The sequence below is a fragment of the Streptomyces flavofungini genome, assembly GCF_041028215.1.
Taxonomy (GTDB): domain Bacteria; phylum Actinomycetota; class Actinomycetes; order Streptomycetales; family Streptomycetaceae; genus Streptomyces; species Streptomyces flavofungini_B.
Window position 1 is genome coordinate 1 of record NZ_JASKYR010000087.1, and the last position, 16,325, is coordinate 16,325.

The following is a 16,325-nucleotide window of genomic DNA, read 5'->3' on the forward strand; positions in this document are numbered from 1 at the left end:
GGCCCGCACGCGTGCCACCTGGGCGAGCACGTGCTCCTGCACGGCCTCCGCGACGTCCGCCGAGGCCGGGGTGAGGGAGCGCAGGGCGTCGTCCGGGGCCACGGAGTGCTCCAGCCAGTCGCGGACGGCGGGCACGGCCGACAGGTCCTCGCCCCGCACCAGGGCGCCCACCGCGCCGCAGTGCGAGTGCCCGCAGACGATGATGTCGCGGACGCCGAGCACGCAGACCGCGTACTCGATGGTGGCCGCCTCACTCATCGGGTGGCCCGCGCGCTCGGCGCGGCCGACCGCGGGATAGGGGGGCACGACGTTGCCCGCCGTGCGGAGTTCGAACAGCTCGCCCGGGCGTGCGCCGGTGATCAGGGAAGGGACGACGCGCGAGTCGGAACACGTGATGAAGAGGGCTTCGGGGGACTGCCCCGCGCCCAGGGCCCGGAAGGCCTCGGCGTTTCGTGGGTCCGCGACATGGGTCGCTGCGAAGGACCGGGCGTTGTCGATCAGTGACTTCAAGGTGGCCTGCCTCCTGCGTCTGCGCGGCCGGAGCCGGGACGCGGTGTGGTCGGGTCGACGGTGGGGGAGGGTGGCGCGAAGAGCCCGGATGCGGGCTCCGCGCGGCCCCGGGAAGCGGCTTGTGGGCTGCCTCTGGAGACAGCCTGCTCGGCCGCCGTGTCCTCCACTTTGCCATCGCATTAACCTCCGATGCCAGAGCAAATTCTTGCCAAAGAATGAGTAATAAGCGTCCCTGAACTGGGAGTTAGTCCAAGCGTCAACCGTTGGTCAAGGGTTCACGTGGAGATCATGTGAAATCCAGGAGCCGATTCCGTTCGCGGGCGCTTCCGTTTCACGCCCGCGCGCCGGGGGCACCCGGGGCACCTCCCCGCGTGCGGCGACCGCTCGCGGCACGGAGGGTGGAAGCGACGAGAGGGAAGGCCACGACCGATGAACGACAGCTCCGGCGCACCGGACCAGCAGGACCCGACGACACGCCACCCGCGGCCGGACTTCGCCCAGCAGGACCAGGAAACCCCCGGCTGGACGGGGCCCATGGACCCGCCGCCGGACCACGGCGAGGACTCCTACCGGGGCAGCGGTCTCCTCAAGGAGCGCAAGGCCGTGCTCACCGGCGGTGACTCCGGCATCGGCAGGGCGGTCGCGATCGCCTTCGCGCGGGAGGGCGCGGACGTCCTCTTCACCCATCTGCCGGAAGAGGCGGGCGAGGCCAGGGAGACGGCGCGTCTGGTCGAGGAGGCCGGGCGCAAGGCGATCCCGGTGCCCTGCGACATCCGCGAGGAGGAGCAGTGCCGCAGGCTCGTGGAGCGCGCGGTGGAGGAGTTCGGGCGGATCGACGTCCTGATCAACAACGCCGCCTACCAGATGTCGCAGCCCGGCGGCATCGCCGACATCTCCACCGAGCAGTTCGACCGGGTGCTGCACACGAACCTGTACGGGATGTTCTGGCTCTCCAAGATGGCGGTGCCGCACATCCCGGCGGGCGGCTCCATCATCAACACCACGTCCGTGCAGGCCTACAAGCCGAGCCCGCACCTCCTGGACTACGCGATGACCAAGGGCGCCATCGTCACCTTCACCCAGGGGCTCGCACAGATGCTGGTCGAGGACGGCATCCGGGTCAACGCCGTCGCCCCGGGCCCGGTGTGGACCCCGCTGATCCCCGCGACGCTCCCGGACACCAAGGAGTTCGGCAAGCAGGCGCCGATGGGGCGCCCCGCCCAGCCCGCCGAGATGGCGCCCGCCTATGTGTTCCTCGCGTCCCCGCACGCGAGCTTCATCACCGCCGAGATCGTGAACGCCACGGGCGGCACACCGCTGCCGTGACCGGACGCCGAACGTGACATGACGCCGGACATGACATGTGGACGTGCCGGTCCCGAGGGGCCCGGCGCGAGACGAGGAGGCATTCCGTGGCCGTACGCCACCACTTGATCAAGAAGCCGCCCGCCGCGGTGTGGGAGGTGCTCGACGACGGCCGCCGGTACGCCGACTGGGTGGTCGGCACGCATGACTCCCGGCCGATCGACGCCGACTGGCCGGAGGTCGGCTCCCGCATCGAGTACACGATCCGCCTCGGCCCCTGGGAGTTCGCCGGGCACACCGTGGTGCGCCGGATCGAGCGCCCGGACCGGCTCGAACTGGAGGCCTACAGCGGGGCGCTGGGCACGGCCCGCATCGCCATCGAGGTGCAGCCCTGGGGCGAGCACACCCTGGTCCGCGTCGACGAGCACCCGCTCCAGGGCCCCGGCGGCGCGGTGCACAACACCGCGGTCGACGCCCTCATCCAGCTGCGACACCGCAAGATGCTGGGCCGTCTCGCGGCGCTCGTCGAGCGGGGCAGCCCGCACGAGCGCTCGGCCCAGCACACGACCACCTGAGACAGGGGAGCACGCATGCCCGACGCAGTGGTGATCGGCGCGGGGCCCAACGGCCTCGTGGCGGCGAACCTGCTGGCCGACGCCGGATGGAGCGTCGAGGTCCTGGAGGCGCAGGACGAGCCGGGCGGCGCCGTCCGCAGCGACCGCGGGGTGCACCCCGACTACGTCAGCGACCTGTTCAGCGCCTTCTACCCGCTGGCGGCGGCGTCGCCGGTCATCCGGGGGCTCGGCCTCGAACACGAGGGGCTGCGCTGGTCGCACGCCGAACACGTGCTCGCCCATCCGCTGACGGACGGCCGCTGCGCGGTCCTCAGCCGCGACCGCGACATCACCCGCGCCTCCCTCGACTCCTTCGCCGAGGGCGACGCGGCGGGCTGGGACAACCTGTACGCGATCTGGGACCGGCTGCGGGAGCCGCTGATCGAGGCCCTGTTCACCCCGTTCCCCCCGGTGCGCTCCGGGCTCACCCTGGCCGCGCGGCTCAGGGCGGGCGGCGGGCTGCGGGTGGCGCGCTCACTGGTGCTGCCGGTCCGCAGGCTGGGCGAGGAGGAGTTCGCGGGCGAGGGCGGCAGGCTGCTGCTGGCGGGCAACGCCCTGCACGCCGACCTCGCACCCGAGGCGGCGGGCAGCGGCGGCTTCGGCTGGCTGATGTCCATGCTCGGCCAGACCTACGGATTCCCCGTGCCGGTCGGCGGCTCGGGTGCGCTGACGTCCGCCCTGGTCAGCCGTCTGGAGCGGAAGGGCGGCAGCCTGCGCTGCGGCGAGCGCGTCACCGAGGTGGTCGTGCGCGGCGGCCGTGCCGTCGGGGYSSKMMAGGYCGGGGGCGAGGGGGTGGTGGCGCGCAAGGCCGTCCTCGCCGACGTGGCCGCCCCCGACCTGTACGGACGGCTCATCGACGCCGCGCACCTGCCGGACCAGGTGCTGCGGGACCTGCGCCGCTTCCAGTGGGACTTCGCCACGTTCAAGGTGGACTGGGCCCTGTCGGGGCCGATCCCGTGGACGGCGGAGAGCGCCCGGGGGGCCGGGACGGTGCATGTGGCCGACGGTGTGGACGAGTTGACGCGGTTCGCCGCGCAGATCGCGATGCGCCTCGTGCCGGACCGGCCCTTCTCACTGGTCGGCCAGATGACCACCGCGGACGCCGCGCGCTCCCCGGCGGGCACCGAATCGGCCTGGGCCTACACCCACGTACCGCACAGCGTCCGGGACGACGCGGGCGACGACGGGCTCACCGGCCGGTGGGACAAGCGGGAGAACGAGGCCATGGCCGACCGGGTGGAGCGGCAGATCGAGCGCCTGGCGCCCGGCTTCCGCGAGAAGATCATCGGACGGCGCGTCCTGGCCCCGCCCACCCTGGAGGAGCTCAACGCCAATCTGCGCGGCGGCGCGATCAACTCCGGTACGACCAACATGCACCAGCAGCTCGTCTTCCGGCCGCTGCCGGGAGCGGGCCGCCCCGAGACCCCGGTGCCGCACCTCTACCTCGCCTCCGCCTCCGCGCACCCCGGCGGCGGTGTGCACGGGGCGCCCGGCGCCAACGCCGCACGGGCCGCCCTCCGGCGCCGCTACGGCGGCGGTGTCGTGAACGCCGCCCAGCGCGCGCTCGGCAGCAGGGGCAGGACGGGCCGGAAGCCGGGCGGCGCGTAGGGCCTTTCGTCCGGACACCCGGACGAAAGGCCCTGGCGGCCCGGCCCCGGGCGCCTCACGCGGGCCGCTGCCCCGGCTCCCTGGCGATGACCCGGAACAGCGCGCCGTCCGGGTCGCTCAGCGTCGCCGTCGGGGGATGCGCGGAGAGGTCCTGTTCGACCACGTGCCCGCCGTTCGCGGCCGCCGCGCGGACGCACGCCTCGACGTCCCGCACGGTGAAGTGGGCCTGCCAGTGCGGCCGGACGGCCGGGTCGGGGGAGGCCTCGACGGCGCCGGAGCTGAGCCGGGCCACCGGGCGGCCCGCGCTGAAGAGGACCACCTCCTCCTCCTGGTAGCGCACCTCGCAGCACTCCGGCCGCCCGCACGCCCAGTCGAGCACCTCGCCGTAGAAGATGGCGGCGTCGAAGGCGTCGCGGGTGCGCAGCCGCAGCCAGGCGGGCGCGGCGTGCGACTCGCTCCGCCAGCTGGTGAGGATCTCGCCCTCCCAGATCCCGAAGACGGCGCCGTCCCGGTCGGAGAGCAGGGCCGCGCGGCCGTTGGGAAAGGGGATCGGGCCCACCGCGCTCGTGCCGCCGCGCTCCCGCACCCGGGACACCGTCTCGTCCGCGCTGAGCACGGCGAAGTACGGCGTCCAGGCCACCGCGATCTGGAGCGAGGTGGCGACGGCGCCGACCCCGGCCACCGGGTCGCCTTCGGCGGTGGCGACCGAGAACTGCTCGCCGAGTTTGGCCGGGCGGAACTGCCAGCCCATCACCGCCTCATAGAACCTTTGTGCGGTGGTGAGGTCGCGTGCCGTCAGGCTGACCCAGCAGGGAGCCCCGACCGCTGACTCACTCAGTACGGACCCGGTCCGCCTGGCGGGGCGGGCACCCTCGCCCGCGACCGCCGTGCTCTCCCGGCCCGGTGTCTTCCTGTCGTCGTGGTGCATGTGCAACCCGTCCTGGATTTCGAGGCACCCGCAAGAACTGCCCGGGCACCTGTGCTGTGCGGGCCCGCAGGGCCCAAGACATCCCGCGGATGGCGTACCCGGAGCCTCAGGGGGCGTCGTCGTCCGGGCGCGGTTGTCGCGCGGTGCCGCTCACGGTCATGGCGGGCCGGGAGAGCAGGAGCAGACTGTGTGCCCCGACGGCGACCTCGCCGCCCGCCTTGTGTTCGGTCTCGTCCGCAAGGCCCTGGGGGTCGGAGGTGTCGATCCGTGTCATCCACCGCTCACCGTACGCGGGGTCCGGCAGCCGGAAGACGAGCGGCTCCCGGAAGCTGTTCAACAGCAGCAGAAAGGAGTCGTCCACCACGGGCCTGCCCTGGGCGTCCGGCTCCGCGATCGCGTCACCGTTGAGGAAGGCGCCGACGGAGTGCGCGTCCGCCCGCCGCCAGTCGTCCTCCGTCATCTCCCGCGCGTCCGGCCGCAGCCACACCAGGTCCGCGAGCGGCTGGCCCTCGTGGGTCACCGTGTCGCCGCGGAAGAAGCGGCGTCTGCGCAGCACCGGGTGGGCGGCGCGCAGGGAGATGCAGCGGCGGGTGAAGGCGACCAGGTCGCGCTGTTCGTGGTCGAGGTCCCAGTTGACCCAGGTCAGCTCGTTGTCCTGGCAGTAGGCGTTGTTGTTGCCCCGCTGCGTGCGGCCGAGCTCGTCGCCGTGGGCGATCATCGGGATGCCCTGGGAGAGCAGCAGGGTGGCGAGGAAGTTGCGCTGCTGCCGGCTCCGCAGCTCCAGGACGCCCTCGTCGTCGGTGGGGCCCTCCGCGCCGCAGTTCCAGGAGCGGTTGTGGCTCTCGCCGTCCCGGTTGTCCTCGCCGTTGGCCTCGTTGTGCTTGTCGTTGTACGAGACCAGGTCCCGCAGGGTGAAGCCGTCGTGCGCGGTCACGAAGTTGACGCTGGCCCGCGGCCGTCGCCGGTCGTGCTGGTACAGGTCGGCGGAGCCGGTGAGCCGTGAGGCGAACTCCGCGAGCGAGTGCTCCTCGCCCCGCCAGAAGTCACGCACCGAGTCCCGGTACTTGCCGTTCCACTCCGACCACAGCGGCGGGAAGTTGCCGACCTGGTAGCCGCCCTCGCCGACGTCCCACGGCTCGGCGATGAGTTTCACCCGGCCGACCACCGGGTCCTGCTGGACCATGTCGAAGAAGGCCGAGAGCCGGTCCACGTCGTGGAACTGGCGGGCGAGGGTGGCGGCCAGGTCGAAGCGGAAGCCGTCGACGTGCATCTCCGTGACCCAGTACCGCAGCGAGTCCATGACGAGCTGGAGGACGTTGGGGTGCCGCATCAGCAGGCTGTTGCCGGTGCCGGTGGTGTCGAAGTAGTGGGCCGGGTCGTCCTCGGCGAGCCGGTAGTACGAGGCGTTGTCGATGCCGCGGAAGGCCAGTGTCGGGCCGTTCTCGTTGCCCTCGGCGGTGTGGTTGTAGACCACGTCGAGGATCACCTCGAGACCGGCCGCGTGCAGCTTCTTGACCATCGATTTGAACTCGGTCACCTGAGCGCCGCGCGCGCCGCGGACCGCGTAGGCGTTGTGCGGGGCGAAGAAGCCGATGGAGGTGTAGCCCCAGTAGTTGGAGAGGCCCCGGTCGAGCAGGAAGCCGTCCTGGGCGAACTGGTGCACCGGCATCAGCTCGACGGCGGTCACCCCGAGGGAGAGCAGATGGTCGATGACCGGTTCGGTGGCGAGCCCCGCGTAGGTGCCGCGCAGCTCGGCGGGGACCCCCGGGTGCCTGCGCGTCAGGCCCCGCACATGGGCCTCGTAGATCACGGTGTCGGCGTACCGCTGTCTGGGTGGCGCGTCCCCCTCCCAGTCGAAGGCCGGGTCGGTCACCACCGAGAGCATGGTGTGCGCGGCGCTGTCGGCCGGGTCGGGTCCCTGCCGGGCGCGCTCGTAGAGGGAGGGGTGGTTGTCCACCTGGCCCTCGAACGCCCTCGCGTAGGGGTCCAGGAGCAGCTTGGCGGGGTTGCAGCGGTGGCCCGCGGCGGGGTCCCAGGGGCCGTGCACCCGGTAGCCGTAGCGCTGTCCGGGGCCGGTACCGGGGAGGTAGCCGTGCCAGATGAAGCCGTCGACCTCGGTGAGGGTGATCTCGCGGTGGGTGCCGTCCTCGTCGACGAGCACGAGGTCGACACGGTCGGCGACCTCGCTGAAGAGGGCGAAGTTGGTGCCCTCGCCGTCGTAGGTGGCGCCCAGCGGAAAGGGGCGTCCGGTCCAGGTGCGCACGCGCTGCCTCCGTACGGATGAGCGTGGTCCGAGTGTGAGTCGCGCGCCCGGCGTCGGGACGCCGAAGGGCCGCGGCCTCCTCAGCGGGACGCCGCGGCCCTGACGCGCCGCCGGGTGAGCGTGACGTTCACACGGCGGGCGCGGTGCGTGGCCCCGGATCCGGCGCTGAGGATCGTTCCACCATCCTGGGGCACGATCCGTCGGGCCGCCGGATGTGGGCGCCCGGAAGCGCGGCGGCGACCAGCGGTTCCACCGGAGCGGGGGCGGGCGCCTCGCGCGGGACGCGCAGGGCCGTCCGCAGGCCGGGTGTGGGCGTGAAGGGCGCGAGGGGCGCCCGTTCGGCGGAACGGGCGCGGTGCGAGAACCAGATGATCTTGCCGTCGGTCCCGGGGTAGTTCCCCCAGCCGTCGCTCAGTGCGGCGATCTGCGCCAGGCACCCGCGCGGGCCGTAGTGCGGGCCGGGCAGATCGCGTTCGTTGTCGGACACGGCGGTGATGAGGTGGTGCCTGTTCCACCACAGCTCGACGGCGGTGTTCTTGTCCCTCCCGTGTTCCACGACCGCCCGCAGCAGCACACCGGCGCAGTGACTCACCGGTTCGACGAGCGTCCCCAGCCCCCAGTGCCGGAGATGGGCGGCCAGAATGCGCCTGACCTGCTCGATCCTCTCCGGGGTGATCTCCACCTCAAGGTGGTAGTAGCAGGGGATTGACCTTTTCATCGCTCATGGCTCCCTTCAGCGAAGCTACCGGTACCAGCGGCTCGGTGAGCCGACACCCCGAGCACGAAGCGTGAGCGTCGAACGCTTCTGAGTCACCATCAGAGTGGGCGCACTGCTCCATTCGTGCAACACGAGCCACTCCCGGGATCGTTGAAGATCCAACAGGACGCTTCGTGTCCCCCCGTGCACTATGGGTGCACAAGCGTTGGCCGGCGGGCACGCCGGTCCCACTGGAAGGTGCGCAACGGATGCTGTTGCCTGCCAAGGCCGAGGTCGCGCGGCACCTGGGCACCTACCGGGCGTGGGAACGGCTGCTCCTCGCCGATCCGGCCGACCGCGGCGTGCGGATGCGCTTCGAGAACACGGCGTACACGCTGTGTGTGCTGATGGGTGAGTGCACGGCCCGGGTCGCCGCGGACACGGCCGAGTCCTACCTGGGCCTGCGGCCGTCGCGCCGTCGGCGAGTGACCGGCGGCCGGTGGCCGTCGACCCCGTATGGCGGCAGTCCGCGCCCCGAACGCCAGATCCTGGCAGAGGAGAGATCGATGACCCAGGCTCCGCAGAAGAGCGCCGCCCGGCCGACGACCTCTGCCCCCGAGCGGAGTACCACCCGGCCGAAGCCGCCCCCACCCGCGCCGGAGCCGGGGCCGGACCGGTCGAGGACCCCCGCGCCGAAGCGCTCCGCGGCGAAGCCAGCCGTCCGGCAGCGCCCCGCCGCGCGGACCGTGCCGCCCGGCCCCGCGGAGCGCCCCGTCACCCTGGACGTCCCCGTCAGGGACGTGCGGCCGGTGGTCGAGGGCGGCCGCCGCCCCGCCAAGGCCGTGCCGGGGGAGACCTTCCAGGTGACGGCCACGGTCTTCGGGGAGGGCCACGAGGCGGTCGGGGCGAACATCGTGCTGCTCGGCCCCGACGGACGGCCGGGGCCCTGGCTCCCGATGCGCGAACTGGCCCCCGGCACCGACCGCTGGGGCGCCGATGTGACCCCGGACGCCGAGGGCCGCTGGACGTACGCCGTGGAGGCGTGGGCGGACCCGGTGACCGGCTGGCGCCGCGCCGCCGAGGTCAAGATCCCTGCCGGTGCCGACACCGGGGTCACCCTCGAAGAGGGGGCGCTGCTGTACGAGCGCGCCGCGCGCGGGGTGCCCGACGGCACGGACCGCCGGGTCGTCCGTGCCGCGGCGAAGGCCCTGCGGGACGGGCTGCGCACGCCCGCGGCCCGCTTGGCGGCGGCTCTCGCCCCGGAAGTGCGGGCGGTCCTGGCACGGCACCCGCTGCGGGAGCGGGTCACCCGCTCGGACGCCCTGCCCCTGCTCGTGGAGCGGCGCCGGGCTCTCTTCGGTTCCTGGTACGAGTTCTTCCCGCGCTCGGAGGGTGCGGTGGTCCGCGAGGGGGCCGCGCCCGTCTCCGGTACCTTCCGCACGGCGGCCGGGCGGCTGCCCGCCATCGCGGAGATGGGCTTCGACGTGGTGTATCTGCCGCCGATCCACCCGATCGGCGGTACGCACCGCAAGGGCCCGAACAACTCCCTCACCGCCGGGCCGCGTGACGTCGGCGTGCCCTGGGCGATCGGTTCGGCCGAGGGCGGCCACGACGCCGTCCACCCCGACCTGGGCACGGTCGAGGACTTCGCCGCCTTCGTGCGCCGGGCGGGGGAGCTGGGTCTCGAAGTCGCCCTGGACTTCGCCCTCCAGTGCTCGCCGGACCACCCGTGGGTGGAGGAGCACCCGGAGTGGTTCCACCACCGGGCGGACGGGAGCATCGCCTACGCCGAGAACCCGCCGAAGAAGTACCAGGACATCTACCCGATCGACTTCAGCCGGGACCTGCCGGGACTGATCGCGGAGACCGAGCGGCTGCTGCGGTTCTGGATGGGGCACGGGGTGCGGATCTTCCGCGTCGACAATCCGCACACCAAGCCCGTCGTGTTCTGGGAGCAGGTGATCGCACGGATCAACGCCACCGACCCCGATGTCATCTTCCTCGCCGAGGCCTTCACCCGGCCCGCGGTGATGCGGGCCCTGGCCGCGGCCGGGTTCCAGCAGTCGTACACCTACTTCACCTGGCGCGACACCAAGCGGGAACTCACCGAGTGCCTGACCGACCTCAGCGTGGAGAGCGCCGCCTGTCTGCGGCCCAACCTCTTCGCCAACACCCCGGACATCCTGCCCGGCTACCTCCAGGAGGGCGGGCGTGCCGCGTTCGAGGCGCGGGCGGTGCTCGCCGCGACGCTCTCACCCACCTGGGGGATCTACTCAGGGTTCGAGCTGTGCGAGAACACCCCGGTGCGGGCGGGCAGCGAGGAGTACCTCAACTCCGAGAAGTACGAGCTGCGCCCGCGCGACTGGGCGGCGGCCGAGCGCGAGGGCTACTCCATCGCGCCCCTGATCACCACGCTCAACGGAGTGCGGCGCCGCCACCGCGCCCTGCACCTGCTCAGGAACCTCCGGTTCCACCGGGCGGACAACGACCAGTTGATCATTTACAGCAAGCGTGCGGGCGAGGACGTCGTCGTGGTGGCCGTCAACCTCGATCCGCACCACACCCAGGAGACGACGGTCTCGCTGGACATGCCGGAACTCGGCCTCGACTGGCACGAGACGGTGCCGGTGCGCGACGAGCTGACCGGCGAGACCTACCACTGGGGCAGGGAGAACTACGTGCGCCTCGGCCCGGGCGGCGCGCACGTGCTGACCGTGCAGCGGTGCGAGGCACTGGACGGACCGGCGGAGCCGGCCGGCCGCCCGACGATCGGAGGGTCACCCGCAGATGATGGTCAATGAGCCCGTCCAGGACACGTTCGAGGACACCCCGAGCAAGGACCGCGACCCCGACTGGTTCAAACGGGCGGTGTTCTACGAAGTCCTCGTCCGCTCCTTCCAGGACAGCAACGGCGACGGCGTCGGGGATCTGAAGGGCATCACCGCCAAACTGGACTACCTCCAGTGGCTCGGCGTGGACTGCCTGTGGCTGCCGCCGTTCTTCGATTCGCCGCTGAAGGACGGCGGTTACGACGTCTCGAACTACACGGCGGTGCTGCCGGAATTCGGTGACCTGGCCGACTTCGTGGAGTTCGTGGACAGCGCCCACCAGCGCGGGATGCGCGTCATCATCGACTTCGTCATGAACCACACCAGTGACCAGCACCCGTGGTTCCAGGCCTCCCGCACCGACCCCGARGGGCCGTACGGCGACTACTACGTCTGGGCCGACGACGACAAGCAGTACAGCGACGCCCGCATCATCTTCGTCGACACCGAGGCCTCCAACTGGACCTTCGACCCGGTCCGCAAGCAGTACTTCTGGCACCGCTTCTTCTCCCACCAGCCGGACCTGAACTACGAGAACCCGGCCGTCCAGGAAGAGATCATCTCCGCCCTGCGGTTCTGGCTCGACCTCGGCATCGACGGCTTCCGCCTGGACGCCGTGCCCTACCTCTTCGCCGAGGAGGGCACCAACTGCGAGAACCTGCCGCGCTCCCACGCCTTTCTCAAGCGGGTCCGCGCGGAGATCGACGCGCATTATCCGGACACCGTGCTCCTGGCGGAGGCCAATCAGTGGCCCGAGGACGTTGTGGACTATTTCGGGGAGTTCGAGAACGGCGGCGACGAATGCCACATGGCGTTCCACTTCCCCGTCATGCCGCGCATCTTCATGGCCGTGCGCCGCGAATCGCGCTATCCCGTCTCGGAGATCCTGGCCAAGACCCCGGCYATCCCGGCGGGCTGCCAGTGGGGCATCTTCCTGCGCAACCACGACGAGCTGACCCTGGAAATGGTCACCGACGAGGAGCGCGACTACATGTACGCGGAATACGCCAAGGACCCGCGCATGCGCGCCAACATCGGCATCCGCCGCCGCCTGGCCCCGCTCCTGGACAACGACCGCAACCAGATCGAACTCTTCACCGCCCTGCTGCTCTCCCTGCCCGGCTCGCCGATCCTGTACTACGGCGACGAGATCGGCATGGGCGACAACATCTGGCTCGGCGACCGCGACGCSGTCCGCACCCCCATGCAGTGGACCCCCGACCGCAACGCGGGCTTCTCCTCCTGCGACCCCGGMCGCCTCTACCTCCCCACGATCATGGACCCGGTCTACGGCTACCAGGTCACCAACGTCGAGGCCTCCATGTCCTCGCCCTCCTCCCTCCTGCACTGGACCCGCAGGATGATCGAGATCCGCAAACAGAACCCCGCCTTCGGCCTCGGCAGCTACACCGAACTCCCCTCCTCCAACCCCGCCGTCCTCGCCTACCTCCGCGAGTACGGGGACGACCTGGCGCTCTGCGTGTCCAATTTCTCCCGCTTCGCCCAGCCCACGGAGCTGGACCTGCGGGCCTACGCGGGACGCCACCCGGTGGAGCTGGTCGGCGGGGTGCGCTTCCCCGCCATCGGCGAGCTGCCCTACCTCCTGACCCTCGCGGGCCACGGCTTCTACTGGTTCCGCCTGTCCGACCGGCCACGTCGTCCGACCGCGCCCGCGGTGCACTTCTGAAGGGACCTGTCGCGCATGCTGCAGACCGCATCGCAGTCACCCAGCAGCCTCAGCCCTCCGCAGCTGCTGACCTCGCTGGCCGGACTCCTCCGCGCGTGGCTGCCGGGGCAGCGCTGGTTCGCGGGCAAGGGCAGACCGGTGACGGACCTCTCCGTCCTCTCGACGACCGAACTGCACCCGGGGTGCCTGCACCTGCTGATCCGCACCGGGCACGCCGGACGGCCCGACGACACCTACCAGCTCATCATCGGGGTCCGCGAACACCTGCCCGCCCGGCTCCACCACGCCGTCATCGGCAGGCCGGACGCGGGCCCGCTCGCCGGACTCACCGTGTACGACGCCCTCCTCGACCCCTGGTCGGCCGGGCTGCTCCTGGAACGCCTGCGGGTCCCCGGCGCCACCGGCCCACTCCGCTTCGAGCGGGACGCGCGCAGCGTGGTGCCCGAGGGACTGCCGCCCCGGCTCCTGGACGGCGAGCAGTCCAACACCTCCCTGGTGTACGGCGACGCGTACATCCTGAAGCTGTTCCGCCGCATCCAGTACGGCATCAACCCCGACCTCGAGGTGCCGCGCGCGCTCGCGGGCGGCGGCTGCGCCCGGGTGCCCGCGCCGGTGGCCTGGTTCTGGACCACCGAACCCCGCAAGATGACGCTCGGGGTGCTCCAGCCGTTCCTGCGCGAGGCGACCGACGGCTGGACCCTCGCGCTCCAGTCGCTGGCCTCCGGCGCCGACTTCGCCGAGGAGTGCCATGAGCTGGGGCGCGCCACCGCCGAGGTGCATCTGGCGCTCGCCGGTGCCTTCCCGACCGAGCCCCCGGACCCGCGGGGCGGCGCCCGGCTCGCCGCGGCCATGACCGGGCGCCTGGAGACCGCGGCCCGCCAGCTGCCGGGACTCGTCCCCCATGTCTCCCGGCTGCGGGCCGCCTACGCGGCCGTGGCGGCGCGCGGCCTCGGGCGCCCCGCCCAGCGCATCCACGGCGATCTCCACCTCGGCCAGGTGCTCAGGGCCGGGGACCGGTGGTTCGTCATCGACTTCGAGGGCGAACCGGCCAGGCCGCTCGCGGAGCGGCGCAACGCCCAGACCCCGGTGCGCGACGTGGCGGGCATGCTCCGCTCCTTCGACTACGCGGCCCACACCCACCACCCGCGCCGCTCCTCGTGGGTGAGCCGCTGCCGCGAGGCGTACTGCGCGGGCTACGCCGCGGAGGCGACGTGGGACCCGCGTACCGAAGGCGAACTGCTCCGGGCCTACGAGACGGACCGGGCGGTCTACGAAGCGCTGTACGAGGCCAGACACCGGCCCGACTGGCTGCCGGTCCCGATGGCGGCGATCGCCCGCCTCGCAGAGGAGAGCCGCCACCGGCCCCGCGGCCGTCCTGCGCGCCCCCGCGGCCGCCCGGCCCGCCGCCGGGCACGGCGACCGCGCCCCCGGGGCACCGGCCGCGCCCCTCGACGAGGAGGACCGGCGCCGGCTCCTGTCGGGCACCCACCACGACCCGCATGCCGTCCTCGGCGCCCACCCGCTCCCCGGCGGTGCGGTGGCCTTCACGGTCCTGCGCCCGTATGCCCGGGAGGTCACCCTCATCACCGGCGAGCGGCGCGTCCCGCTGAACGCCATGGGTGACGGCTTCTTCTCCGCGGTCCTGCCGTGCGAGGGCGCCGCCGACAGCACCGTCCCCGCGTACCGGCTCGGCGTCACCTACGACGGCCCGGAGACCGAATACCACGACCCCTACCGATTTCTGCCCGCCCTCGGCGCATACGACCTGCACCTGATCGGCGAGGGCCGCCACGAGCAGCTCTGGCAGGCGCTCGGCGCACACCCCATGACCCACCAGGGTGTGCGGGGCACCCGCTTCACCGTCTGGGCGCCGCACGCCAGAGGTGTCCGTGTCTGCGGCGACTTCAGCTGCTGGGACGGGACGGCCCACCCCATGCGCTCGCTCGGCTCCAGCGGCGTGTGGGAGCTGTTCGTGCCCGGCCTCGGTGCCGGGACGGTCTACAAGTTCGACATCACCCGCCCCGACGGTACGCACACCCTGCGCGCCGACCCGATGGCCCGCGCGGCCGAGGTGCCGCCCGCGACCGCGTCCGTCGTCACCGAGTCCGCCTACGCGTGGGCCGACGACGCCTGGATGACCCACCGCGCGGACCGCCCGGTGTGCCAGGCGCCCTTCTCCGTCTACGAGGTCCATCTGCCGTCCTGGCGACCCGGCCTGACCTACCGTCAGCTCGCGGACGAGCTCACCGCCTATGTCACCGACGCGGGCTTCACCCATGTCGAGCTGATGCCCGTCGCGGAGTTCCCCTTCAGCGGTTCCTGGGGCTACCAGGTCACCGGCTTCTACGCGCCCACCTCCCGCATGGGCACCCCCGACGACTTCCGCTACCTGGTCGACCGGCTGCACCAGGCCGGTGTCGGTGTGCTCCTCGACTGGGTGCCCGCCCACTTCCCGAAGGACGACTGGGCGCTCGCGGCCTTCGACGGCGAGCACCTCTACGAGCCGGGGGACCCCCGGCGCGCCGAACACCCCGACTGGGGCACCCTCACCTTCGACTACGGCCGCAAGGAGGTGCGCAACTTCCTGGTGGCCAACGCCACGTACTGGTGCGAGGAGTTCCACATCGACGGCCTGCGGGTGGACGCCGTGGCCTCCATGCTCTACCTCGACTACTCCCGCGAGGAAGGCCAGTGGGCCCCCAACGAGCACGGCGGCCGGGAGAACCTCGACGCGGTGGCCTTCCTCCAGGAGATGAACGCCACCGTCTACCGCCGCTGCCCCGGCGTCGTCACGATCGCCGAGGAGTCGACGGCGTGGAACGGCGTCACCCGGGCCACCCATGACGTCGGGCCCGACGGCCACGGCGGTCTCGGCTTCGGCCTGAAGTGGAACATGGGCTGGTCGCACGACTCACTTGAGTACATCAAGCGGGACCCCGTGCACCGCGTGTACCACCACAACGAGATGACGTTCTCGATGGTGTACGCCTACAGCGAGAACTACGTCCTGCCCCTGTCGCACGACGAGGTCGTCCACGGCAAGCAGTCGCTGGTCTCCAAGATGCCAGGCGACTGGTGGCGGCGGCGGGCCAACCACCGCGCCTACCTCGGCTTCATGTGGGCCCACCCCGGCAAGCAGCTCCTCTTCATGGGACAGGAGTTCGCCCAGGGCGGTGAGTGGTCACAGGAGCGGGGACTCGACTGGGGGCTGCTCGACCCGGCCTACCCGGCGCGGGCGGACCACGACGGTGTGCGGCGCCTGGTGCGCGACCTCAACCACCGGTACCGCGACGCCCCCGCCCTCTGGGAGCGGGACACCGACCCGGCCGGGTTCTCCTGGATCGTGACGGACGCCGCCGAGGACAACGTCCTGGCCTTCCTGCGGTACGCGGCGGACGGCACACCGCTGCTCGCCGTGTCCCACTTCGCGCCGGTCGTCCGCCACGACTACGTGCTCGGTGTGCCCGGCGCGGACACCGTCTGGCGCGAGGTGCTCAACACCGACGCGGCGGAGTACGGCGGCGGCGACGTCCGCAACCCCGGCCCGCTGACGCCCGAGGCCGGACCCGCCCACGGCCGCCCGGCCCGGCTCCGGCTGACCCTGCCGCCCCTGGCCACGGTCTGGCTGCGCCCGGAGTGAGCCCCGGCGGTCGCGGCGGTCCTACGGGGCCGCCTCGTCCGCCTCGACGCCCATGTCCTCGCCGATCATGTCGTGCTCGGCGGCGTCCTGCGGGCGTGTCGCCGACGCCGTCGTCCTCGTCCTCCGTGACCGGGTCTGGCACGCGGAGCGCGGGGTCGGGCCGCTCCTCGGAGAGCCGTTCCGCGAGGCTCTCGCCCCCGTGCTGCTCCTCTGCGGTGGTGCCGGTACGCGTCGCGCCGAGGGGG

Annotated in this window: 10 protein-coding genes and 2 pseudogenes; 8 read left to right on the forward strand and 4 right to left on the reverse strand. The window is 72.3% G+C overall.

The window, feature by feature from the left end; genetic code table 11:
- On the reverse strand, nucleotides 1-510 hold a 510-nt coding region (locus AB8Z36_RS08910), incomplete at its 3' end, for a carbonic anhydrase (RefSeq protein WP_440581880.1).
- A gap of 429 nt (nucleotides 511-939) precedes the next feature.
- Here AB8Z36_RS08910 and AB8Z36_RS08915 point away from each other — a divergent pair.
- From AB8Z36_RS08915 to AB8Z36_RS08925, 3 genes and pseudogenes are all read left to right on the forward strand, one after another.
- On the forward strand, nucleotides 940-1,836 hold the full coding sequence (locus AB8Z36_RS08915) for an SDR family oxidoreductase (protein WP_369212668.1): 897 nt from the start codon (nucleotides 940-942) through the stop codon (nucleotides 1,834-1,836).
- An 86-nt stretch (nucleotides 1,837-1,922) separates the two neighbouring features.
- Nucleotides 1,923-2,390 carry an SRPBCC family protein gene (locus AB8Z36_RS08920; RefSeq protein ID WP_369212669.1) on the forward strand — a complete coding sequence of 156 codons (468 nt, stop codon included), beginning with the start codon at nucleotides 1,923-1,925 and terminating at the stop codon, nucleotides 2,388-2,390.
- Nucleotides 2,391-2,405: 15 nt separating this feature from the next.
- A pseudogene (locus AB8Z36_RS08925) lies at nucleotides 2,406-4,037 on the forward strand (phytoene desaturase family protein).
- Nucleotides 4,038-4,092: 55 nt separating this feature from the next.
- Here AB8Z36_RS08925 and AB8Z36_RS08930 read toward each other — a convergent pair.
- The 3 genes from AB8Z36_RS08930 to AB8Z36_RS08940 form a co-directional block, all read right to left on the reverse strand.
- Nucleotides 4,093-4,965 (reverse strand): VOC family protein, encoded by an 873-nt coding sequence (locus tag AB8Z36_RS08930; RefSeq protein ID WP_369212670.1) that lies wholly within the window; start codon nucleotides 4,963-4,965, stop codon nucleotides 4,093-4,095.
- A gap of 106 nt (nucleotides 4,966-5,071) precedes the next feature.
- Nucleotides 5,072-7,228 carry a glycogen debranching protein GlgX gene (gene glgX, locus AB8Z36_RS08935; protein WP_369212671.1) on the reverse strand — a complete coding sequence of 719 codons (2,157 nt, stop codon included), beginning with the start codon at nucleotides 7,226-7,228 and terminating at the stop codon, nucleotides 5,072-5,074.
- A 127-nt stretch (nucleotides 7,229-7,355) separates the two neighbouring features.
- A complete protein-coding gene (locus tag AB8Z36_RS08940; RefSeq protein WP_369212672.1) occupies nucleotides 7,356-7,946 on the reverse strand; it encodes a pep a2 in 591 nt (196 codons plus the stop codon).
- Between the two features lie 248 nt (nucleotides 7,947-8,194).
- Here AB8Z36_RS08940 and AB8Z36_RS08945 point away from each other — a divergent pair, with 248 nt between their 5' ends.
- The 5 genes and pseudogenes from AB8Z36_RS08945 to AB8Z36_RS08965 all read left to right on the forward strand — a co-directional run.
- Nucleotides 8,195-10,726 carry a maltotransferase domain-containing protein gene (locus AB8Z36_RS08945; RefSeq protein ID WP_369212673.1) on the forward strand — a complete coding sequence of 844 codons (2,532 nt, stop codon included), beginning with the start codon at nucleotides 8,195-8,197 and terminating at the stop codon, nucleotides 10,724-10,726.
- Entirely contained in the window at nucleotides 10,713-12,440 is a 1,728-nt protein-coding gene (treS, locus tag AB8Z36_RS08950; protein WP_369212674.1) for a maltose alpha-D-glucosyltransferase, read from the forward strand. Before AB8Z36_RS08945 ends, treS begins: the two co-directional genes overlap by 14 nt.
- Nucleotides 12,441-12,455: 15 nt before the next feature.
- Nucleotides 12,456-13,784 (forward strand): annotated as a pseudogene (locus tag AB8Z36_RS08955) (maltokinase N-terminal cap-like domain-containing protein); the annotation flags it as partial.
- A 31-nt stretch (nucleotides 13,785-13,815) separates the two neighbouring features.
- Nucleotides 13,816-16,080: a 1,4-alpha-glucan branching enzyme gene (glgB, locus tag AB8Z36_RS08960; protein WP_440581881.1), complete on the forward strand. Its 2,265-nt coding sequence runs from the start codon at nucleotides 13,816-13,818 to the stop codon at nucleotides 16,078-16,080.
- 52 nt (nucleotides 16,081-16,132) lie between these two features.
- A partial coding sequence (locus AB8Z36_RS08965; protein ID WP_369212675.1) for a hypothetical protein occupies nucleotides 16,133-16,325 on the forward strand: 193 nt, incomplete at its 3' end.